Origin of the sequence: uncultured Brachyspira sp., assembly GCF_944393015.1 — a bacterium.
Lineage (GTDB): Bacteria > Spirochaetota > Brachyspiria > Brachyspirales > Brachyspiraceae > Brachyspira.
In genome coordinates this window covers 101,655-124,011 of the sequence record NZ_CALXYQ010000002.1, presented here as the reverse complement: position 1 = coordinate 124,011, position 22,357 = coordinate 101,655, and the positions used below count along the sequence as shown (strand labels likewise).

General features: G+C 25.8%; 27 protein-coding genes. 4 read left to right on the top strand and 23 right to left on the bottom strand.

What is annotated here, in order from left to right:
• Window positions 1-3 precede the first annotated feature (3 nt).
• From Q0K19_RS01485 to Q0K19_RS01445, 9 genes are all read right to left on the bottom strand, one after another.
• Window positions 4-375, bottom strand: coding sequence for a YkvA family protein (locus tag Q0K19_RS01485; protein ID WP_297244866.1), 372 nt, complete (start codon window positions 373-375; stop codon window positions 4-6).
• 53 nt (window positions 376-428) lie between these two features.
• Window positions 429-746: a hypothetical protein gene (locus Q0K19_RS01480; protein WP_297244865.1), complete on the bottom strand. Its 318-nt coding sequence runs from the start codon at window positions 744-746 to the stop codon at window positions 429-431.
• Window positions 743-1,033, bottom strand: coding sequence for a hypothetical protein (locus tag Q0K19_RS01475; protein WP_014487636.1), 291 nt, complete (start codon window positions 1,031-1,033; stop codon window positions 743-745). The genes Q0K19_RS01480 and Q0K19_RS01475 overlap by 4 nt, the downstream gene beginning before the upstream one ends.
• A gap of 124 nt (window positions 1,034-1,157) precedes the next feature.
• Window positions 1,158-1,685 carry a hypothetical protein gene (locus Q0K19_RS01470; protein ID WP_297244864.1) on the bottom strand — a complete coding sequence of 176 codons (528 nt, stop codon included), beginning with the start codon at window positions 1,683-1,685 and terminating at the stop codon, window positions 1,158-1,160.
• Window positions 1,682-2,983, bottom strand: a complete 1,302-nt coding sequence (locus tag Q0K19_RS01465) for an AAA family ATPase (protein WP_297244863.1) — start codon at window positions 2,981-2,983, stop codon at window positions 1,682-1,684. The genes Q0K19_RS01470 and Q0K19_RS01465 overlap by 4 nt, the downstream gene beginning before the upstream one ends.
• Window positions 2,984-3,045: 62 nt before the next feature.
• The gene (locus tag Q0K19_RS01460; protein WP_297244862.1) at window positions 3,046-3,600 is read right to left on the bottom strand and encodes a GNAT family N-acetyltransferase; all 555 of its coding nucleotides are present in this window, start codon (window positions 3,598-3,600) and stop codon (window positions 3,046-3,048) included.
• 10 nt (window positions 3,601-3,610) lie between these two features.
• Window positions 3,611-4,147, bottom strand: a complete 537-nt coding sequence (locus tag Q0K19_RS01455; protein ID WP_297244861.1) for a methylated-DNA--[protein]-cysteine S-methyltransferase — start codon at window positions 4,145-4,147, stop codon at window positions 3,611-3,613.
• The gene (locus Q0K19_RS01450) at window positions 4,144-4,785 is read right to left on the bottom strand and encodes an isochorismatase family protein (RefSeq protein ID WP_014487633.1); all 642 of its coding nucleotides are present in this window, start codon (window positions 4,783-4,785) and stop codon (window positions 4,144-4,146) included. The genes Q0K19_RS01455 and Q0K19_RS01450 overlap by 4 nt, the downstream gene beginning before the upstream one ends.
• Window positions 4,786-4,800: 15 nt before the next feature.
• Window positions 4,801-5,373 (bottom strand): HD domain-containing protein, encoded by a 573-nt coding sequence (locus tag Q0K19_RS01445; protein WP_297244860.1) that lies wholly within the window; start codon window positions 5,371-5,373, stop codon window positions 4,801-4,803.
• A gap of 179 nt (window positions 5,374-5,552) precedes the next feature.
• Here Q0K19_RS01445 and Q0K19_RS01440 point away from each other — a divergent pair, with 179 nt between their 5' ends.
• Window positions 5,553-6,833, top strand: coding sequence for an ankyrin repeat domain-containing protein (locus tag Q0K19_RS01440; RefSeq protein ID WP_297244859.1), 1,281 nt, complete (start codon window positions 5,553-5,555; stop codon window positions 6,831-6,833).
• 46 nt (window positions 6,834-6,879) lie between these two features.
• On the opposite strand, the gene Q0K19_RS01435 is transcribed toward Q0K19_RS01440, so the two are convergent.
• Genes Q0K19_RS01435 through Q0K19_RS01420 form a run of 4 tightly spaced genes read right to left on the bottom strand, consistent with a single transcriptional unit; the run spans window position 6,880 to window position 9,960 of the window.
• The gene (locus Q0K19_RS01435) at window positions 6,880-7,440 is read right to left on the bottom strand and encodes a BspA family leucine-rich repeat surface protein (RefSeq protein ID WP_297244858.1); all 561 of its coding nucleotides are present in this window, start codon (window positions 7,438-7,440) and stop codon (window positions 6,880-6,882) included.
• Window positions 7,441-7,445: 5 nt separating this feature from the next.
• Window positions 7,446-8,669 (bottom strand): N-6 DNA methylase, encoded by a 1,224-nt coding sequence (locus Q0K19_RS01430; protein ID WP_297244857.1) that lies wholly within the window; start codon window positions 8,667-8,669, stop codon window positions 7,446-7,448.
• Window positions 8,670-8,685: 16 nt separating this feature from the next.
• Window positions 8,686-9,396, bottom strand: a complete 711-nt coding sequence (locus Q0K19_RS01425; protein WP_297244856.1) for a type II restriction endonuclease — start codon at window positions 9,394-9,396, stop codon at window positions 8,686-8,688.
• Window positions 9,397-9,441: 45 nt separating this feature from the next.
• Window positions 9,442-9,960: a GNAT family N-acetyltransferase gene (locus Q0K19_RS01420; RefSeq protein WP_297244855.1), complete on the bottom strand. Its 519-nt coding sequence runs from the start codon at window positions 9,958-9,960 to the stop codon at window positions 9,442-9,444.
• Between the two features lie 87 nt (window positions 9,961-10,047).
• On the opposite strand from Q0K19_RS01420, the gene Q0K19_RS01415 reads away from it, so the two are divergent.
• Both Q0K19_RS01415 and Q0K19_RS01410 read left to right on the top strand, forming a co-directional pair.
• Entirely contained in the window at window positions 10,048-11,865 is a 1,818-nt protein-coding gene (locus Q0K19_RS01415; RefSeq protein ID WP_297244854.1) for a family 10 glycosylhydrolase, read from the top strand.
• Between the two features lie 329 nt (window positions 11,866-12,194).
• Entirely contained in the window at window positions 12,195-12,866 is a 672-nt protein-coding gene (locus Q0K19_RS01410) for a hypothetical protein (RefSeq protein WP_297244853.1), read from the top strand.
• A gap of 1 nt (window position 12,867) precedes the next feature.
• Here Q0K19_RS01410 and Q0K19_RS01405 read toward each other — a convergent pair whose 3' ends face one another.
• The 9 genes from Q0K19_RS01405 to Q0K19_RS01365 all read right to left on the bottom strand — a co-directional run bounded on the left by Q0K19_RS01405 (window position 12,868) and on the right by Q0K19_RS01365 (window position 20,988).
• The gene (locus tag Q0K19_RS01405) at window positions 12,868-13,335 is read right to left on the bottom strand and encodes a hypothetical protein (RefSeq protein ID WP_297244852.1); all 468 of its coding nucleotides are present in this window, start codon (window positions 13,333-13,335) and stop codon (window positions 12,868-12,870) included.
• A 211-nt stretch (window positions 13,336-13,546) separates the two neighbouring features.
• Window positions 13,547-14,365: a hypothetical protein gene (locus Q0K19_RS01400; protein ID WP_297244851.1), complete on the bottom strand. Its 819-nt coding sequence runs from the start codon at window positions 14,363-14,365 to the stop codon at window positions 13,547-13,549.
• A 95-nt stretch (window positions 14,366-14,460) separates the two neighbouring features.
• The gene (locus Q0K19_RS01395) at window positions 14,461-15,879 is read right to left on the bottom strand and encodes an ABC transporter permease (protein WP_297244850.1); all 1,419 of its coding nucleotides are present in this window, start codon (window positions 15,877-15,879) and stop codon (window positions 14,461-14,463) included.
• Window positions 15,879-16,919, bottom strand: a complete 1,041-nt coding sequence (locus tag Q0K19_RS01390; protein ID WP_297244849.1) for an ABC transporter permease — start codon at window positions 16,917-16,919, stop codon at window positions 15,879-15,881. The genes Q0K19_RS01395 and Q0K19_RS01390 overlap by 1 nt, the downstream gene beginning before the upstream one ends.
• Window positions 16,920-17,386: 467 nt before the next feature.
• Window positions 17,387-17,878, bottom strand: a complete 492-nt coding sequence (gene rnhA / locus Q0K19_RS01385) for a ribonuclease HI (RefSeq protein WP_297244848.1) — start codon at window positions 17,876-17,878, stop codon at window positions 17,387-17,389.
• 34 nt (window positions 17,879-17,912) lie between these two features.
• The gene (locus tag Q0K19_RS01380) at window positions 17,913-18,908 is read right to left on the bottom strand and encodes a bifunctional oligoribonuclease/PAP phosphatase NrnA (protein ID WP_297244847.1); all 996 of its coding nucleotides are present in this window, start codon (window positions 18,906-18,908) and stop codon (window positions 17,913-17,915) included.
• Window positions 18,909-18,944: 36 nt separating this feature from the next.
• A complete protein-coding gene (gene rbfA, locus Q0K19_RS01375; RefSeq protein ID WP_014487615.1) occupies window positions 18,945-19,313 on the bottom strand; it encodes a 30S ribosome-binding factor RbfA in 369 nt (122 codons plus the stop codon).
• A 20-nt stretch (window positions 19,314-19,333) separates the two neighbouring features.
• Window positions 19,334-19,813 carry a chemotaxis protein CheW gene (locus tag Q0K19_RS01370; protein WP_297244846.1) on the bottom strand — a complete coding sequence of 160 codons (480 nt, stop codon included), beginning with the start codon at window positions 19,811-19,813 and terminating at the stop codon, window positions 19,334-19,336.
• A gap of 233 nt (window positions 19,814-20,046) precedes the next feature.
• Complete coding sequence (locus Q0K19_RS01365) at window positions 20,047-20,988, bottom strand: Rpn family recombination-promoting nuclease/putative transposase (protein ID WP_297244845.1); 942 nt, start codon at window positions 20,986-20,988, stop codon at window positions 20,047-20,049.
• Between the two features lie 177 nt (window positions 20,989-21,165).
• On the opposite strand from Q0K19_RS01365, the gene lexA reads away from it, so the two are divergent.
• Window positions 21,166-21,792 carry a transcriptional repressor LexA gene (gene lexA / locus Q0K19_RS01360; RefSeq protein WP_297244844.1) on the top strand — a complete coding sequence of 209 codons (627 nt, stop codon included), beginning with the start codon at window positions 21,166-21,168 and terminating at the stop codon, window positions 21,790-21,792.
• A gap of 60 nt (window positions 21,793-21,852) precedes the next feature.
• Here lexA and Q0K19_RS01355 read toward each other — a convergent pair whose 3' ends face one another.
• On the bottom strand, window positions 21,853-22,350 hold the full coding sequence (locus tag Q0K19_RS01355; RefSeq protein ID WP_012670174.1) for a YajQ family cyclic di-GMP-binding protein: 498 nt from the start codon (window positions 22,348-22,350) through the stop codon (window positions 21,853-21,855).
• Window positions 22,351-22,357 lie beyond the last annotated feature (7 nt).

Below are 22,357 nucleotides of genomic sequence, written 5' to 3'. Positions count from 1 at the left end.
TCATTAATTAGATGAAACTTTAAAAATCAATACTATAAGAAGAATTAATATGAGTATTAATATAATACTAAATATAAATGCAGCCCATTTTATATATTTAACTATCTTATATATAGATGTATCTTTATCTAAAACAGTATTTTGAATGCCATGCAAAGCGGATACTATTAAAAACATAGCATCTTCACCCCAACCAGCAACAGGTATAACATCTGGAATAAAATCAACAGGGGAAACTGTATATATCAAAGCGAGTATAAATGGAATCCAAGAAAGTATAGAATTTAAAGATTTATTTTTATCAGACTCATTATTATTTACTATTTCCGGCTCAAATACCTTTTCTTCATTATTATTATTTTCATTATTAGACATATGTTCTCCTAAAATTTAAATAAATAAAACATTTTACTATTGACTTGTTAATATTATAAAGCAGGAGAATGATATCCTTTATAATTGCCATTAGGATGACGCATACATTTTGCTGAAGTTAATTGTTTTATAGTTTTATATTGATTACCGCAGTATTTACATGTATATTCATCTTTTTCAGTGCCTTCATAAAGTTTATGCTTACCTTTATAATTTCCTTCAGGATAACGCATACAATTTTGAGAAGTTAATAATTTCACAGAACTAAATTTATTGCCGCAGTATTCACAATAAAAATTTTCCTGAGCTTTAGGTCTTAAGCTTGCAGTGAAACAAAAGAATATTAAAGTTATTATATATAATGTTCTCATTTTTTATCACCTGAAATTAAATCTTTATATTTAGAGTCTTTAAATTCTATATAAGGTTTGGAACTAAGCATATGAATTGCTGTTATAAGAGAATAGCTAACCCAAGCCTTTTTTTCTGTGGGTTTAGATGATGAAGATTCATTTTTTTTAAGAAGCTCATTTAAAGATTCTGCTATATCATCAATATGCTCTTCAAAAAAATCCTCGCATTCATCGCATGTATCCATAGTAGCCTGCCCTTGTATTTCCTCTACATTTTTTCCGCACCAAACACATTTTACAGACATTTATACACCTCTTATAATTTATTTTTCGCCGTATATTATACAGATAATATTTAATTTGTAAAGATTGTAAGTATATAATTTTATATATTTTTATGTGAATTTATAGAAATTAATAAACATAATTCTAGAGTTTCAAAGGATTTTTTGAACTGCAAATTAAATTGTTTTCATCTGATGATTCTCTTTTATCATTATTAGACACAGTTCTTACATATTTAACTAAATTAACTGCATTATTTATTTTTGATTTTTCTTTAGACTTTCTATATAAAATATTTGCCAATTCCCTTTCTTTGCTGTCGCTTCCTTTAGGTATTTTATTTTTTTCTTTACTTACTATATAGGCATATAATGTTTTAACATCATTAATTAAAAAAGATAAATCTTTATCATTAAATATATAATTAATTGATGATATTATTTGCTTATAAGCTTCATAAATTTTCTTCCCCTTAAGTTCTATAAAGCAAGTTTTATCTTGTTTTCTATATGCTAAATAATCACACTTTTGTATATTATCAGGAAGTATACCTTTATCAACTTTAATAATATCAATATCATCTAAAGCGTATATAAAAACTTTAGTTTGAGAATCAGATAAAGTTATAGTTTCATCTTTTTTTAATTGTTTTATAAAATTATTATTAATCATAAATTTTCTTCTATATCAATTAATTTAGTATAAGTTTCATTTATATAATCAGAAATTTCATCTATTAATTCAGTCATGATTTCTCCGCTGTTTTCATTTATCAAATTTGAATATGATGTTTTATAATCTTTAAGATATAGTTTAAATGCATTTATTTTATCAGTATCAATAATACCATATTTACCAAATAATTTATCAATCTTTTTATTAACATCATCATTATTTTTTTCTTTTCTTATTTTGCCGGCATATAATAAATTATTAGTACTCGTTAATATATAAGGACTATGAGTTGTTATAAAAACTGTACTTCCTGTGATATTCATAAAATTTACTATAAAATCTACAATTTCTTTCTGCATTTTAGGATATAAATGTGCTTCAGGTTCTTCTATAATGACAAAAGCCTTTTCATTTCTTATGATAAGATAATATAAAATATTCAAAAGCCATAGTATTTCTTGATGTCCTGAAGATATATAATTAACAGGTATTTTCTCTTTTTTTTCAGAATTCAATAATATATATTCAATTCCATTATCAGAAAAATATTCACCTTTCATAAGATTAATAATTTTTTTAGATAATTGTATTATATCATGCCTCATTTTTTTATTTTCTATTTTATTATTAAGTCCTTTTATTCCATCACTAAATATATACTGTATATTTTCTATAAATTGTATAAATTTCAAATTAACTAAATCAATAGCTTCGTAATTAAGTTTAGTTTTCTGATTATTAATAAAAGATAATGAGCTTCTTGCAGCAGGTATATAATAAGTTTTATATTCATCATCAAATATATTTTCATTTAATAAACCAGATATAATTGTTGTAAGAAAATTAAAATCTAGCATATCCTTTTTCATATACATAATCTTTTTTATTCTAGTATAAAAAAGATATATCATATCTAATATATTTTTACTATAAGATATAATCAATTTTTTATCTTCATCATATTCTATTTTCATGTCAATAGATTCTTTGTATTTATAAAAAATAAATAAATCGGTATATTCTAAATCTCCAAATATTTTTATAAACAAATCTTTTGCTTTAATATCTAATTTTGTTATTAACCGTTCTTTTGATGATATATTATTCTCTTTGTCATTTAATAATAGAGAAACAATAAAAGAGGTAACATCGTCTTTTAAAGTTCTGAAAAAATATATACATTTACAAATCGTACTTTTTCCTACTGCCTGCTCTCCAATAATCAAATTAAAATCTTTTATATCCATTTCAAAATCTGTTATTGGGCCTAAATTTTTAATGATTAATTTTGACATATTATCCTCAAAAATAAGTGAATTATATAATTATATAAGAAAAAATAAAAAATATCTATAAATCACAATTCATCATTTATTATTGTCATATGAACATGATCTTCCCATTTTCCATTAATTTTTAAATACTTTTTGGCAAGTCCCTCATATTCAAAGCCAAGTCTTTTAGCCAATTCCAAAGAAGGTTTATTATGAGGCATTATATTTGCTTCTACCCTATGTAGTTTAAGTTCTTTAAATACTATTATAATAGCTGCTTTAAGTGCTTCTGTCATATAACCTTTATGTTGTTCAAATTCATCTAATTTATAGCCAACTGTAGTTGATAAAAAAACACCTTTATAAATATTACTGAAATTAATCATTCCTATGATCTTTCTTTTATCTTCTATTTTATATATCCAAAATTTCAGCATTCTTTCTAATTTTATTTCTTCAATTTCTCTTTTAATAATATCTTTATGAGTATTAACCTTATAAAATACATCAGGCCTTTTAGGATCAAAATCTTTAAAAAAATCTCTATTTCTCCTATAAAAATCAACTATCTCAGAAGCCATATTGACATTCGGCTGAACTAAAAAAAGCCTATTTGTTTTATAAGTTTTTTTAACCATATAAGATAACCTACTTCATTATAATTTTAGAATTAACTATATCAAAACCTTCATGTTTTAGTAAATATTCTTTTTTATCAAGTCCGCCTGCATAACCTGTTAACTTTTTATTTACTCCTACAACCCTATGACAAGGTATTATAATAGCTATTTTGTTTTTCCCTTCTGCTGTGCCTACTGCTCTTGATATGCTTCCTTTTTTATCTGAAATATTTTTTGCTATATCAGAATAGGTAACAACTTTTCCAAAAGGTATTTTTGAAGTTTCCATCCAGACATTATATTGAAAATCTGTACCATATACAGCTAAAGGAATAGAAAATTTTTTTAAACTATTTGAAAAATAATCTTCTAATTCTTTTTTCGCTTGCTTTATTATAGAAGGTTCTTCATTATCTGACGATATTTTAATGTTTTTTAAATTAAATTCTAATGATGTAATATATTGAAAAGTTTCATCTGCTTTTAGTATTAAATCACCAATAGGGCTTTTATAAATATAGGCTTTATTAAAATTACTTTTTTTTTCAAGCCTAATAATTTTCACAATCTAACCTTTTTAAGATTGATAAGAGGACAAGAAGTATATAACCCCTCAATAGATTCAGGATTAACTGCCGCAGAAGCATATTCAAGAACATTCACACTTACTAAATATTCAGCATCTATAGAAGCAACATATTCAGCAGTATCTCTTGCTGTAAAAAACACGCAGTAATCAAGAGCAACACCAACAAAATCAAGAACTAAAGTTTCTTTATTTTCTCTAGCAGCATCTATAAACTCTTTATGCATATAAGAAAATCCTGAGTTTCCCTCATCATCAGGATCAACTCCCTTTTGAACATATATATAATCTCTTTTCTTTCTAAGTCCATCAACTATAGCTGAACCATAAGTTCTTGCAACACAATGACGAGGCCATAAAGTAAGAATCTCTTCATCGCCCGTATCCTGATCTATAACTTTTATTTTTGAAAAAGGCTCTTTTTCATGAGTTGAAGCAAAAGATATATGATTGGAAGGATGCCAATCCTGAGTTGCAATTATTGCATCATATTCCCCATTTTTTATAAGATCATTTATAACAGGTACTAATTTGGTAGCACCTTTAACAGCCATAGGGCCGCCTTCCATATAATCATTTTGCATATCTACTATTGTAAGTATCTTTATTTTACTCATAACCCAAGTCCGTATTTAGGAAATTTTCTTAAGCCCTATACTCTCTTGTACAGGAATAAGAGCTTCTATAGTTTCTTTTATAAGTTCATCTATATTGATTCCCAACATTTCAGCACCTTTATTTATAACTGTTCTGTCAACTTTGGCTGCAAATGCTTTATCTTTAAGTTTCTTCTTAACAGATTTTACTTCCATATCATCTAAACTCTTTGAAGGTCTAACCAAAGCACATGCTGTAATAAAACCTGAAAGTTCATCAACCGCATATAGAGTTTTTTCCATATCGCTTAAAGGTTCAATATCTGTACATAGTCCATAACCATGACTTTGAATGGCTCTTATAAAACTGTCAGGAAGTCCTTCTGCCTCAAGTATTTCTTTCACTTTAATACAATGCTCATCAGGATATTTTTCATAATCCATATCATGCAAAAGTCCTACCATACCCCATTCGTCTTCATCTTCGCCGTTTTTCTTGGCAAAATATCTCATCACTGCTTCCACGGATAATGCATGCTTAAATAATGAATGCTCATCATTATATTTTTTGAATAATTCAACAGCTTTATCTCTTTCTATGCTGGCCATTTAAAAACCTCCAAATATTATCATAAGTATATACTATATTTTTCTATTTTTCAATATTTTATTCTTATATTTATATAATATTTTAATAACAAAAAAGTTATAATAAAAATTAATATAAAAACGATGATTATAATGTATTAGTATACATAATATTAACTTAATAACAAAATGGAAATAATATGAAAAAACTCATAATAATAACATTATTTATAAATATTATTACTCTATATGCATTGACAGAAAATGAAAATAAAATGATTAATGCTGTAAAAACAGGAGATATTAGAACAATACAAACTCTATTATCACAAAATGTAAATCCAAATATTAAAGATGAAAGAGGATATTCTCTTATACATATAGCTGCAGAAAATAATCAGACAGTTGCTATAAATGTACTTAAAAACTCACCGTATACAGATTTGAATATACTTTTAGATAATAATACTAAAATAACAAATAACAATCAATATATAGATGGCTCATACTATTCAGCTATGGATATTGCAACTATAAATAAAAACTTTGAAAGTGTGAAATTATTGATAGATTCAGGTGCTAATATTAATTTCCAAATGAAAGAAAAACCAAGAAGCGAGTTTCTAGCTTCAGAATATGCTAATCCTCAGATATTAGAACTTTATCTCAATAAAAATATATACTTGCTTATGAATAGTGAAGATGTTGTATCATTAATAAAATCTGCAAGCATTGGAAATAATGTAGAAAACATAAACTATTTAGTAAAAAATTTAGGAATAGATGTTGATACTAAAGATACTAATACTATGCTTCATTATGCTGTAGGACATGGTTCTGTAGAGGCTGCAGATGAACTTATAAAATTAGGTGCTGATATAGACAATACAAATGCAAATTTCAAAACATCATTACACTATATAATAGAAAATAATTCTGACAGATTAATTGAAAGTGTTAATTTACTATTATCTAAAAAAGCAAATCCTAATATAAAAGATAAAAACGGAAATACTGCTTTGCATTTAGCTGTGATGAATGCTCATAAATCAAAAAAGGAATATATAGAAGTTATAAATGCTTTGATAAAAAATAATGCTAACGTAAATATATTAAATGATAAAAATCAATTAGCTTTAAATATAGCTGTAATTAATAATGATACAGAAATATCTAATATTTTAATAAATTCTAAATCAGAATTAAATAATATATATAATGGATCCGCTCCAATACATACAGCAGTAAAAAATAATAATATAGCTATAACTGATACTCTATTATTAAATGGTGCTGATGTTGATATAAAAGATAGTAAAGGATACAGTCCATTAGCTATAGCGGTAGAAAATAATAATTTAGAGATATGCAGAAAACTTATAAGAAATAATGCTGCAGTAGACAGTAAAGCAATAGATATAGCAAAGAAAATGAACAATAAAGAAATAAAAAAATTATTAGGACTTGAATATATAAATTAATTATATTTTGTTTGACAATAAATATTTTAATTTTAAAATAATTTGGCTAAATTAAATCTTTAATATCATCATAATAAACATTTTCAAGCTTTTTTATAAAATCTTTATTTTTCTTGTAATTGGCCTTATCATTTTTTAATTCCGTGTAAAGCTCTTTTATATCAAGAGTTTCTAACATTAACTGAAGTTTCTTTTTATAATTTCTGCTCTTACATTTATTATAAAATTTTAAAACACTTTTTGTATGTTTGAAAGAATCAGAATTTTCAAAAATATCTTCAAAGTATTTAAGATTATAAATATTCCAAGAAGTTAAATCACAGTTAAAATATTTTGTATTACTAAACATCTCACTCATATCAAGAACTTTAGACACATTCCATTTATTTAATTCAGCATTGAAATATTCAGCATTTTTAAACATGCATTTCATATCAGTTACATTAGATACATTCCAAGTTTCTATGCCGTCAAAATTCTTTCTTTTACTATCTTCGAATAAATATGACATATCAATTATATCGCTTGTATCTATATCAGAAAGATTTATATTTTCATCTTTAATATAATCCAATAATCCGAATTTATATTTAGGCTTGTATTTCATTAGATTTATACCTTATCAATAATCCTTATAGGAAGAAGCCTTTCTAATTCTGTCTTTGATACCTGAGTGTTTCCTGTTATAAGACTTAGCACCTTTATATTATCTTTATCATTTAAGGCATTATAAATATATTCCAAACTATAATCTTTATTATAATTACTTAAAGGATATATAACATTTACATGATTCTCACATACGAACTCTTTTTCTTTTACTATTGCTGATTTTATATTTATATTTTTATGAGATCCTGTTACCCTATTAACAGCTATAACATTATTCTTTATAATAAATTCTTTTGGAATATTTCTTATATACTGAAGTTTTCTTTTATTAGGTATAAGTATTTTTCCATCAACTATATTAGATGAATATATTAAAGGTATAGAATTATTTTTATCATCAGTAAGATTTTCTTTATATTTATTCCAAGCAATGCTTCCAGTTTTTACCTCATAGCCTATTTCTTTTAAGCTTATAGTATCTTTATACGCTTTATTTAAAAATGCTTTATCCTCTGTAAATATTGTAATATCATTTTTTGAGAATATATATTTTTTATTTTTATGACTATTAGTTTTTTTGAGTATTAATAGCATAACCTTTTGATTGGCCATATAAAAATTATCAGAACCGTCTACAATATGAAGATATTCAACACTGCTTATGTTCATAATATATTCTCTTAATTTACTGAAAAAAGCTCCATTATTCATAGAAGGAGGCACTACATAAGCCAAATATCCGCCGTCTTCTAAAAGTTCCAAACCTAATTTTATAAATATAGAAAATATGTTAACTCTTCCGCTTATTATATCATTATGCTTTTTCTTTAATTCTTTATCTGGTTTGAATTCAAAATATGGAGGATTTCCAATAACATAATCATATTTAATAGATTTTTCAGTATCAAGCTTTAAAGTATCCAAACATTTTATATCTGCATTATTTATTAGTTTTTTGGATATAGCAACTAAACTCTCATCAATATCAAATCCATATAATTTAGGACTTTCAAAATATTCATTACAAGATAAAAGAAACTCTCCGCTTCCGCATGCAGGATCAAGTATTTTTACATTATCTTTTTTTTCTGAAATAGATACTAATTCTTTTAATAGTAAATCTCTTATAGTTTTAGGAGTGAAGTACTGCCCTAATCTTTTTCTTTTTTCTATATCCGTATTTTTAAGATAATCAAAACTTTCTTTCGTGTACTCTTCTTGCATATATCTCTCTTAATCTTTACAAACTATTACAAAACTCTATAACATTATTTTCGCATTTTATTCTATCTTCATGTAGAAAATAATCTATTTTTGCATTCTCATTTATAGTTTTATTCTGCTCATAAGCACGCCTAACATAAACATTAAATCCCCTATCAAATTTATATGCAAATAAATTATTCCTGCTTTCTTTTTTCATTTTATTTTTAAAATTATCTTCAAGTTTTTTTATCTCTTCAAAGAATTTTATTAATTCATTACGTTCATTCATAGGAAGAACATCATCTCCTATAAAGAAAGTAACATCTCCCCTGCCGTAAGAGCCAAATATATAAATAGCATTTGATTTAGGTAAATTACTATTCCACATAGGACTAGAAGATTTATTACTGCTGTATTTTATTTCTATAGCTATAATTTTTTTAGCTGTAAATATTAGAAAATCTGGAAAATTCTGACTTCCATAAGGCTGACATATAAAGCAGTTTTCCATACTCTTATCTTCTAAAGCATAAACATTATCAATCACTTTATCAGAGCTTTTATCTAAAATATCATTTTTTATAGAAGAAAGTATATTTTTAATTTCTTTATCAGAAGACATTCTCCTATTAAAGCCATGACGTTTTAAAGAGGCTTCAAATCTGTCTTCAAATTCATCACCCTCTTTGCTTTTAAGCCATTCTTTTTTATTTTTCTGTATATCTGTAAAAATATCACTAAGCATTTTTTTAATATAATTATAAATTAAAATATTGTCAAGTATTATACTTCATACTAATTGTTTCCACAACCAAATATCAGGCTTACCTATACCATTAGCATCGGGAAAAATGCCTGCAATTTTATATCCGTTTTTTTGATAAAATTCATGAGGATGATTATTAATATTTTTTATATTATTAAATATATATGATATATCAGTATTATTAAAATCAAATTGATGCAAATTAGTTCTAAAATCTTCATCATCTGAACCAAGCATTATATTAAGTACATTTTTTGATTTAGCCTCTCTTTCAATCTCCTTTAATAACTTAGAACCTATACCCATATTCCTGTATCCGTACTTTACTATCATAGGATGAAGTTCACATGTTATATTTGAGTACATCTCCAAAAGTCCTGCATATCCTATCAATATATTATTTTTTATATATCCCAAAGAAATAAAAGACTTATTAATTAATTCAATTACATCATCTATGCTATAGCAACTATTAAATGCTTCTGTCATCATTATTGATATATCTTCAGCATAATTAATATTTTCTTTAATATTTATAAACATAATCAAAAGCCTTTTTTCATATATTGACTGTTATTATCATTAAATATATAATCTCTAAAATATTTATCAATAATAAAAATTAAAATTATGAATAAAATCATTGTAATAATATCTTTAATCATACTATTAGCAACATCTTGTCAAACTTTGAATATCACTATACCGAATGATGTAAGAAAAATGCTTGCTAAAAATATTGATGAAGATAGAAGTCAAAATCCTCTTTATAGAGAGTTCAGAGCAGCTTGGATATCGTCAGTAGTTAATATAGACTGGCCTTTGAAAGGAGGAAGCGAATACGAGCAGAAAAAACTCATTGTAAAACATTTAGATACATTATATGAAAATAATTTCAATGCTTTATTTATTCAAGTGAAGCCGGATGCAGGAGTAATATTCAAATCAGAAATAAATCCTGCCACAAGATATTTTTTAGGTTCAAAATCAAGCGATGAAAAAGATGATTACCCTTTCAAAACTGATATGCTTGAGTTTATAATAGAAGAAGCTCATAAAAGAAATTTAGAAGTTCATGCTTGGTTTAATCCTTATAGAATGTCTTTTACTTATGATAAAACTAAAAGCTATGAAGAACAATTTTCAAAAAAGAATTTTATTCATACTTATGTTTCTAATAATCTTGAGCCTATATACTGGTATGATAACAGACTTTATTTAGATCCGGGCGAACCTATAAGTGCAAAGTATATAACAGATTCTGTTATAGAAGTCCTTGAAAATTATGATGTAGACGGCATACATTTTGATGATTATTTTTATCAAAACGCTGCAAGAGGAAAAACTTATAAAGATTGGCCTGATGAAGTAAGTGCTGAAAAATACGGAGCTAAAAGAGGATATAATATAACAAATAAATCTGATGATGATTATGGGGTTAATGGTCTTTATGCTTGGAGAAGAGATAATATCAACAGGCTTGTAAGCGATTTATACAGAGAAATAAAATCAAGAAAACCTTATGTAAAATGGACTATTTCACCTGCAGGAGTTTGGAGGAATAAAGATAAATTAGCAGAATATCCGGGAAGCAAATATGGAAGCGAAACAAGATCATATAATCCTAATTTTGATGCTTTGCATGCTGATGTTCTTTTATGGATGCTTAATGGAGAAAAAACAACTACTTTGAATAATGCCACAAGAAAAGACGGATTAAATAGAATGTATATCGATGCTATAATACCGCAAGTATATTGGACTTCAGAACATAAAACAGCACCTTTTGATAAAATAGTAAAATGGTGGGTTGATGAAGCAAAAAAATCAAATAATGAAAAACTTGCCGACATATATATAGGGCATGCTCTATACAGAATGGGAAGTGCTACAAATATAGAACCTTGGCATGATATTGATTTGATGTCAAGACAAATAAATTATATAAGAGATGTAGGTAAAGGATATATTAAAGGATCTGCATTCTTCACAATGCATAATATGTACAGAAAAGACAGAGATACAGGAAATTTCGGAAATGATGCCATTGAATATGTAAGAGAAAATAATTATATATTCAAAGCAATAGTACCAACAATGAATACAATGAAAGATATAAATAAAGCTCCTTTAAAATTAGAAAACCCAAGTATTAAAAAAGTTTTCGGAGGAATTGAAATAACATTTACAGACCCTAATGAATATAAGCTAGATAAATACGGACATCTTCTCCCTTCATATTCTTCATACTATGCTATATACAGAGAAACTATAGGAGAATCAGGAATAGAATTAATAGATAAAATAAGAAGAACAGATTTTAATACAAATGCAAAAATAATATACAAAGATAAAACAGCAAATTCAAAGCAGACTTATATATATTATGTTACAGCTTTGGACAGAATACATAATGAAAGCGAATATCTCACTATAATAAATGATTGACAAATATAATTAATAATATGATATTAGAAAATATATACTATACTGAAAATTTTTAAGTTTGTCAACCGATGCACTTTACATAGAATTATCAACTTTTTTGCCGCACAAAAAAGTTTTTATCCTTCAGATACGCTACGCGAAAACGCAATTGCTATAACTTTATATTTTAAAAATATTTATCAAATCTAAGATATAACCTAAATTTAGCTTAAAAATGCAGTAACAATAATAAATAATTTAATTTTTATTATAATAAATCAAAAATGAAAGCGAATATCTTACTATAATAAATGATTGACAAATATAATCTAATAAATATAATTAATAATATGATATTAGAAAATTTATACTATACTGATTATTATAAAAATCATTGGAATAAATACTCAATATTATTCTCAGATAAATACTTTGAAAGTGAAAATAAAACTATATTAAATGATGATTATTATATCATACATAAAAAATATTCAGGATACATTCATCAAAAAGATATTATAGGATATGAAAGAGGCCTATACACTAATCATGATAATAAACTTGTTTACAATTACAGAAGCGATGATGCCAGAATGTTTAAAATAATAAATCATAACAATAATGAATATTTTGTTTTTAATAGGGATTTGTCAGGTTTTTCTATAATAGATTTAAATAAAACTAATAAAGAATTTAATTTTTATTATAATAAACCAATAAATAAAAATGGAATCATTGTTTTTATGGACGCTGAGTATTGTAATAATAAAATTCTTTTTCATATATTTTATTTATCAAAAGCAGAGAACGGAGCATTTAAAAGAGTATTCAATTATTTATTATATGACTTTTCTAATGGAATTAATAGCAGTCAAAATTATGTTAACTTTATAGATATAAGAAAATCAATATTAGATTTATACGATTATGAATTGTATTTTAGTTATAAAGCATATTTTGATAATAACAGCATAATAGCAGAAGATTTATCTAACGGAAAAAAATTTAATATAAATTTATAAATCAGTTCAAAGCCTTATTTCTCATTAATATTAAAGCTAAATCATCAATTCCATTTTCTTCATCACTATACAATGAATAATATATTCCATTAACATTCCAATAGGCTATATATTCTTTTTTATCATTTGTCTGTATTGTTATTTCTATATTTGTTTCTTCATCAATATTTTTTCTTTCTTCTTTGAGATTATTAAAAAATGAAAGTAAATCATTTAAATTCTTTGAAGCTCTATAATAATAGTTAATATTATTATAATCAAAATTAGATTCTGCAATAGTTTTATTAACGATAGCATATTTAACATTCATAGCATGTTCAGGAGCCGGCACACAGTATCCTAAAACAGCAAAAGATTTTGTAGAGTCCACTGGTACAATATCAAACTTTTCATTATTATTTTTATTATCAGAACATGATATAAATAATAATATACTAAAAATTAAAAATAAGGATTTTATAATATGCATATAATTACCATTAGATTACAATAATTAATAAAATATATTATCAATATTTAAAAAATAAATTTAATATAATATTACTAAAAAATAATATATCATTAAATAAAACTATCAAACAATATTATCATTTCTAAATTTATCTCTGTATTTTTTTATAGGTATCCACCATGCAGTTTTTCTAATTAAAGAATTATTTGCCTTTAATTTATCTCTAATTTTATTTTAATCTAGTACTTGAAACAAAATCATGATTTTTTATAGAAATATCTAAAGATGATAAAAATGAAATTGATAAGAATAAATATTTATCAAGATAATAATTATTAGAAACATAATCCAATATATTAAAATGATTTTTCTTTGTTATTTCTATAATAACAAAATCTTCTTCTCCTCTCCAAGTTCTATTATTAATTTTTGTTATATAGCAATTTACTTCTGCCAAATCTTTTAAAACATCATTTAACATAATCTTTTCTCTTTTATTCCACAATAAAGCTTTATCATTTTCTACGTCTATATTAAATTGATGAAAACCATTATAAAATTCTGTTTCCGCCTCATTTCTGTAGTGTTTTAAAATGACCTTACATCCAATTTTTAAAACATATAAAAAACTATATATTGAATTCATAGGAAAAAAAGAATGATCTAAAGCATTTTGCATATGAACTTCATCAAAAAAATTAGCCTCATATTTTTCATAAAGTCTTTCAGAAAAACAAAATTCAGTATTAACTATTGGTTTTCTATTGTAGTTATTTAGCATTAGCTTATAATATTCAGCCAATGGATCACATGAAAATATATAATTATATTTATTTGGACTTAAAACAGTTACAGGTCCGCTTCCAGCATCCAAAATTTTTTTTACTTTCTCATCATGATCTATTTCATCCTGTATAAGTTTATCATCAATATAAGAATTCCAAGATTCATCATCTGAAATCACAGAATCCCAATAATTTAATTCATATGAAATACCATCTAACCATTTTGATACAAAATCTTTTAATTTATTCTCATTAATAGTCATTTTTATGTCCAATTTTATTATAGTATATTATATTATATATAAATAATAATGTCAATAAAATAATTTAATATACAATAAAATAAGTGATAATAATATTATCTGCTTCTAAGTTTAGGGTGAAGTATTTTATCCAAAGCAAAACCTAAAAATGCAAATGACATACCTAAAATAGCAATCAAAATTCCAGGAGGTATTATCCACCACCAAAGACCTGAAAGAACAGCAGAACCCTTCATAGCATCATGCAAAATCTGTCCCCAAGTAACTATGGAAGCATCTCCAAGTCCAAGTAATGATAAAGAAGATTCATAAACTATAGCTGAAGGTACAGCCAAAGCCATAGAAGCAAATGAAAAAGGCAAAAGTAATGGTGCTAAATGATTAAATATTATTCTAAAATGTCCTGCCCCAATAGTGCGTGCTGCCTCAATATAAGTTTCTTCTTTAAGCTGCATAGCCATAGAACGTACTGTCATAACTGAACCAGTCCAAGAGAAAAATATCATCATTGTTATCATGGTCCATATACTAGGCTTGAATATTGCACTCATAACTATCATAACAGGAAGTACAGGTATGCCTATAAATATTTGGTAAATAAACTGCATAGTATTATCAACAAATCCTCCGAAATATGCTGATACTATTCCATACATTACGCCTATTATAACAGATATAAAACTTGTAGCTATTCCTATAAATAATGCCCATTTAAGTCCTGATACCAAACCTGAAAATATATCTCTTTTCATATTATCAGTACCCATTATACCGGACATAGATCCTACCAATACCATATAAGGATCTTCAAAGCTGGCATTATCTCCTGAAAATTTACCGCTCACTTCAAATTTATAAACGCCTTTCAATGCTTGAAAATTTTTAGCCATATCATCTTTTTTGGTATTAAAAAGTATTTTCATAGGATTAGTTGTGAGAGTATCAATCTGTCTTGCTAATATTCTAGGAACTGACTCTCTATAAAATCTGAATATTCTATTTTTTGAATCATTGAATGATGATATTCTTAAATCACCGTTTATATTATGTAAACTATCAGAAAGCGTAATTACTGCCCCATCTGGTCTTGTTACACTCCATATCAATCCTGTAGAGCCATTAACATTGGCATGAAAAATTAAATCCACTGGAGCTTTATCAAATTTATAATCATATTCAAATACTGCTTTATAATTTAATTCTCCATCAATATAGTTAGTTTCAACACTTATAGGCTTTATATCTGTTGTGATAGCTGATTTTTCTTTCTGAAAAAAATTAAGCCATTCAGGAGCAGCCGAAGCGGGATTATCCTGCCAATAAGTTATATCTCTCCATCTTTTTGGAGCTTCTTTATAAGTTAAAAGCAAAGGCTCTAATAATGATACCATAATAGCCAAAACAAGTATGCATAAACCTACAACACCTGTTTTATCTTTTTTAAACTCATCAAAAAATTCTATTACAGGAGCAAGTTTTTTCTTAATATTATTTTTATTAATATTATTCTCCATTACATCTTGCCTCCAACTTTTATTCTAGGATCTAAGAATCCGTAAGATATATCAAGAATCACCAATCCTAATTGATAAAGTGCTGTGGTTATAGCTAAATTACCCATTAATACTGGTATATCATTCTGCTGAACTGATATCCAATAAAGATTACCTAAACCGGGCCAAGAGAATATACCCTCAAATATAATTGATCCTGCAATAGAACCAAGAAGTCCCAATAAAGTTATAGTAACTATTGGAGGAGCTGAACTTCTTAAAGTATGTCCAAGTAAAACTGACTTCTCTGATATTCCTCTTGCAGTTGCTGCCATAATATAATCTTCCTGCAATGTTGATAATACTATATTTCTTACAACGAATGAAAGTCCCCAAAAACCTATTAATGTTAATGTTAGCAAAGGTAAAGCCATATGCCATAACATATCCAAATAATACATTATGCCTGTAGGTGTTGGTATTGAATGCACACCTCCAGATGGGAATAATTTAAACTTATAAACAAAAATCATTATAAGTATCATTGAAAGCCACCAAGTAGGCATACCGTAAACGATCATAGTTATAATACTTGTACTTCTATCAAATAATCCTCCTGCCTTTCTTGCCTTTATAAGTCCTATTATCAAACCTATCATCATTTGTATAACTGATGCGGTTGTGAAAAGTATTATAGAACGAGGAAGTGCCTCTCCTATTATCTTTATAACATCTCTATTACCGTTTGAATCCATCATAATAGAAGATTTTCCAAATTGAAAAGTTATTGTATTAATGCCTCTTATAAATATTCTCTCACCTATGCTTCTATTAAGCCAATAGATATCATAATAATATGATCTTCTCTCTTTTATAAAATTCTCAACATCTTCAGTACGCATATTACTAAGTCCTCTCACTTCAGCATTTATATTTTCTTCAATTTGTGCCTTGAGAGTTTTTTCACTAACAGTATTAAATATAGCAGAAGACATAAACATCAGTATTACAAACATGATTATGCCTTTCAAAATTCTTTTAATAACAAAATAAGTAAACATAATATAATCCTTTCAAGCATTATACTAAAAATAATAAAAATTGTAAAGTATTATTATGTTAATTTAATTATGTTAATTATTTCGAATTTAAAATCCTACGCACGGTGAGTTCATTAAAAATATTAATTAAATTGCATTTCAAAAAACTGCATTATAATAAAAGAGTATTAATCGTGCGTTAAAAATTTTTTAAACTTAATAAAAACTTGGGTGGGTGCTGGAATTTCTTATTAAGCAACAAATATAAATAAAATATAATTGCAAAATTAATCTATAAAAAGTAAAGGGCGGGGTATGTAATTAAGTTTTAAAACTTTATTTCAATCCCCACCATATTTTCTTATTAACTCATATTAAATTTTTTAATTATTATTTTTTTATTGCGTACTTAGAAAATATAATACCCACCCTAGATTTTTTTAAATTTAGAGTTTACTTACCGCCCTAAAATAGATGATATTTATATATCAGCAATACTCAGTTTTTTCATTAAACGAAGCTGACTCACCTTTTTCTGTATGCTCATCCATAAGAATATTAACTATTTCATCAGCACGATTATTTTCTTTGTTAGTGGAATGACCTTTTACTTTTATGAACTCTATATTATGTTTTTTAGAAAGTTCTATTAATTTTAACCAATATTCTTTATTTTCAACAGGCTTCTTATCACTTTTTACCCAATTATTTTTCTGCCAAGAATATATCCATTTAGTCATGCCATTTACTAAATATGCACTGTCGCTATGAAGCTTAATATTATGTGAATGCTTTAATCTCTCAAGTGCTTTAATAGCCGCTTTCATTTCCATTCTGTTATTTGTGGTATTATCCTCACTTTCTCCTATCTCAAGACGAAGATTATACTTTTCACTTATAAGTATTGCCGCCCATGCACCAAGCCCAGGATTTCCTCTGCATCCGCCATCTGTATATATAATGATATTATCTTTTGTCATGAATTTTTCTTATGTTTATTTGATATTATAAAAATTATGAAGCTAATAAATTAATCAATTTATCATTTATTTCTTTTATTAAATTTTCTCTAGTATAATCTTTTTTATACACTGTAAAACCTGAAGCTTTAGGATGTCCGCCGCCGCCGAAACTCTCAGCAACTTCTCTAATATTTTTAGGACATCTGCTCCTCATACTCACTCTAAAACTATCTTCATTTTCATGAATAATAAAACCTATCAATACATCGTCCATTTGTATAAGAGTATCTGAAGCACTAACAGCAAGCTCTTTCATATTAGTTCCGCAAATAGTGTCTCCCAAGCATAGATATCCTATTTTGTTTTTATCATCTATCACCATACTTCTGTATATTTCCATTAAAGCAGCAACATCATTCTTAGTATATCTTTTTCTAACAACATTTCCAAGATTTTCCTGTATGATTCCAACTTTCATTAATTGAGAACCATAAAGTAAAGTCCTATCTGTTGTATTGCTGAATATAAAACTTCCTGTATCTGTACAAATACCGCAGTAAAGAAGTGTTGCTATATCAGAATCAAACTTTTCTAAATAATCCTGAAATATATCAACTATTATCTCGCAAGTAGCACCTGCAGTGGTATCATCATAAAACATAGTAACACCATTAATATTTCTAACCTTATGATGATCTATAAATATTACTTCATTATACTCATTTAATATTTCAGAAATCCAACCAATTCTGTCTATATCACCTGAATCAAGAACAACCAAAACATCTTTTTTAGGTAAAGAGTTTTCATTAACTTCAAAAATCACTTTATCAATAAATAAAACATTCTGCAAATCTCTTTGCATTTTATCAGTATTTACAACCTGAGCATTTTTACCAAATATATTTTTAATAATTAAAGATAAAGCAAGCCCTGAACATATACAATCGCAATCCGGATTTCTATGCCCTGTAATAGTAACATTATCAGCCTTTGAAAGTCTATCTATTATTTCTTTTTTTGATACATTTAATTTATTATTTTCCATAGATTGTTTATCTTTAATTCATTTATTATTATAAAATTAATTTTCTTCAGGAATTTCTTCCGGTATATCTAAGTTTTTTATATCAGTTAATACTTTATTTGTTTCTATTAGATTTTTATCATAGTGAAATGTTAAATTAGGAACATACCTAATAGTAAGCTGTTTTTTTAGATAAGAAAATATAACTCCCTTAGCACTATTAAGTCCATTAAGAACTTCATTTTGCTTATCTTCATGCAAGCATACAAAATATACTTTAGCATTCTTTAAATCTTTAGCAGTATCTACTTTAGTGATAGTTACAAGATTATTTTTTATTCTAGGATCTTCTATCTCTCTCATAATAATCATAGAGAGAGTCTGCTTTATATTTTCATTAACTCTAAGTATTCTATGTGAGGACATAACAGTATTTACTTAATTATTTATTTTACTATAGAATTATTAACAGCATTAGTTAAATCATCAAGCTCATCTTTAATGAATACTTTATCTATATCAACTAAAATAATCATCTGTTCATTAGCTTTAACTAATCCCATTATATATCTGCTGTCAATTCCAACATGCATATCTATATCTTCTTGAATATTTTCGCTATTTATAGTAAGAACGTCTGATACAGAGTCAACAACCAAACCATATTTTTTATCACCTATAGCTACAACTACAATTACGCAGTTTTCAGGATTCATAGGCTCATCAAAATGGAATCTTGCTCTTAAATCTATAACAAGAATTATAGTACCTCTCAAATTAATAATACCTTTCAAATAATCCGGACAATTCGGAATTGGAGAAGGCTGCATAAAGTTTAATATTTCCTGAACTTTTAATATATCTATTCCATATAATTCATTATTTATTTTAAATACAAGTATTTGATTTGATATGGCACTGCTCATGTTATCTCCTTTAAATCATATTAAGAATTATAATATATAATGTACATAAGTCAAGTAATTTTATTATTGTTTTTATTCATTTTATATCATATTTAATAAAAATACAATCATATTTAAAAATTAATATTTAAACTCTACAATATAATCATTATTTTTATATGACATTATATGATTTTTTTCAACTTGTATTATATATTTTCAATAATTAAATATTATTGCAATTAACATATTTTTTATAATTTACATATTTCTTCTATGCTTAACCCTGTTATCTCACTTATTAATTCTATATCAATATTTTTATTTTTCATATTTTTAGCAGTTGAAATTAATGTTTCTTTTGTTCCTTTTTCTATACCTTTTTCTATACCTTTTTCTATACCTTTTTCTATACCTTGTTTAAAACCTATTTCTATACCTTCTTTTTTTCCTTCCTCTCTCTCATACTGAAGCATAACTGACTGTCCGTAAAGAAAAGTATCTCTTTCATTATAGGCAGACATTTCTTTTTCATCAGCTACAAATCTTTTATATTTATCTATTACTTTAGGCATGATAATGTTACCCCCTATTAACTTATTAATACTTTTTTCTAAATCTTTAGTAGTAAAAAAATCAATCCAAGATAAAAGTTTATTTTTATTATACTCATCTATACTAGCATTTTTTAATATTTCCATAAATCTCTTAATCTCTATAAAATGTATCTGAAAATCGTCTAATCTAAGAGTGGGATTATATATATCAGCAAATGTCAAACATTTATGTTCTTTTCTTATATCAGTTTCACTTCCTATGTTTAAATTAAAATTTAAAAAACTAATACTAATCATTTGACTTATATTAATATAATTTTCATTTTCTTTTAATTCAGAAGCTACATTTTTTGCTATGTAATACAATATTCTTTTTATAAAATTATTATTTCCAACTAGCTGTATTTCAATAAGTATCTTTTTACCGTCTTTAGTTTTTGCTTTAACATCAAGTATAGACTCTTTTAAATTCTCATTTTCAGGTAAGTTGTAAGGATTAATTATTTCAAGATTACTGACAGATTCAAGACCTGCATCATTCAAAACAGCATTAACAATATTTTCTAAAATATCCTCATCTCCTTCTTTTCCGATTAGATATCGTACAAATAAATCATTAAGTCTGTTAATCTCTTTCATGATTTTATTATACTAAAAACATTCCAATTTGTCAAAGTTTATAATTATAACTAAAATAATTCTATAATTTTTTAATATAAATAGTCATAAAAATATATTTTTTCACATAAAAACTTGACATCATATTTTTGTATAGTATAATAACAAATACGGTATGTTAATATAAAGAGGTATAATATGACTGAATTGACAGATAAACAAAGAGATATTTTTAATTTTCTGCAAAAATTCACTAATGAAAACGGCTATCCTCCTACTGTTAAAGAAATCATGGTTCATTTCAATTTCGCTTCTCCTACTGCAGTAACAACTCATTTGACAGCATTGGAAAAAAAAGGATATGTAAAAAAAACAGGTAAAAGAGCAAGAGGTAGTGTACCTATAGACACTTCAGGAAAAGGTAATCATAATATGATAAAAATACCACTTCTAGCTAATGAAGTTAAAGCAGGTCTTTTAATGGATGTTGCAGATGAAACTGTAGAAGAAACTTATTCGCTTCCTAAATCTATAGCACAAGATGAGAATAATTTCCTTATGAAAGTAATTGGTGATTCTATGATTAATGCTCATATAAAAGAAGGTGATATGGTTTTGGTTCATCCTTCAAATGAAGCTGATAATGGTGATATTGTAGTTGCTAAAATAGATGATAATGGAAATGAAGAAATAACTATTAAAAGATTTTTCAGAGAAAAAGATTTTATTAAATTAGTATCTGAAAATAATAATTATCCTCCTATAGAAAAAGAAAGTGTAACTATAGTAGGTAAAGTAATAGGCTTAATAAGATTAAAAATATGATTGATATAATAAAAAAGGGGGCTTTTGAAAGCTCCCTTTAATTTTGCATTTTTATAAATATTATCTGTAATTTGTAAACTGTAAAGGTATAGGATAATCTTTTCCTTTAATCATAGTAATAACAGCCTGCAAATCATCTTTTTTAGCTCCTGATACTCTAATTTGTTCATCTTGTATGCTAGCCTGAACTTTCAATTTCATGTCTTTAATATCTTTAACTATTTGTTTAGCTAAATCTTTATCTATACCATGAACTATTTCATTAATCTCTCTTATAGCATCTCCGGCAGCTTTTTCTTTTTTCTTTTCTCTTAAGCACTTTTGATTTAAGCCTCTTTTAATGAATTTCTGAAATAAAATATCTCTAACCTGATTAAGAACAAAATCTGCAGGTGCTAATATAGTTATTGTTTTTTCACCTTTATTTAGTTCAATTTGTATATTCTGTCCTTTGAAATCGAATCTATTATCTATTTCTTTAACAGCAACATTAACACAGTCATCTATAACCTGCATATCAACCTCAGAAACTATATCAAAACTTGGATCTTTTGCCATATTTAAA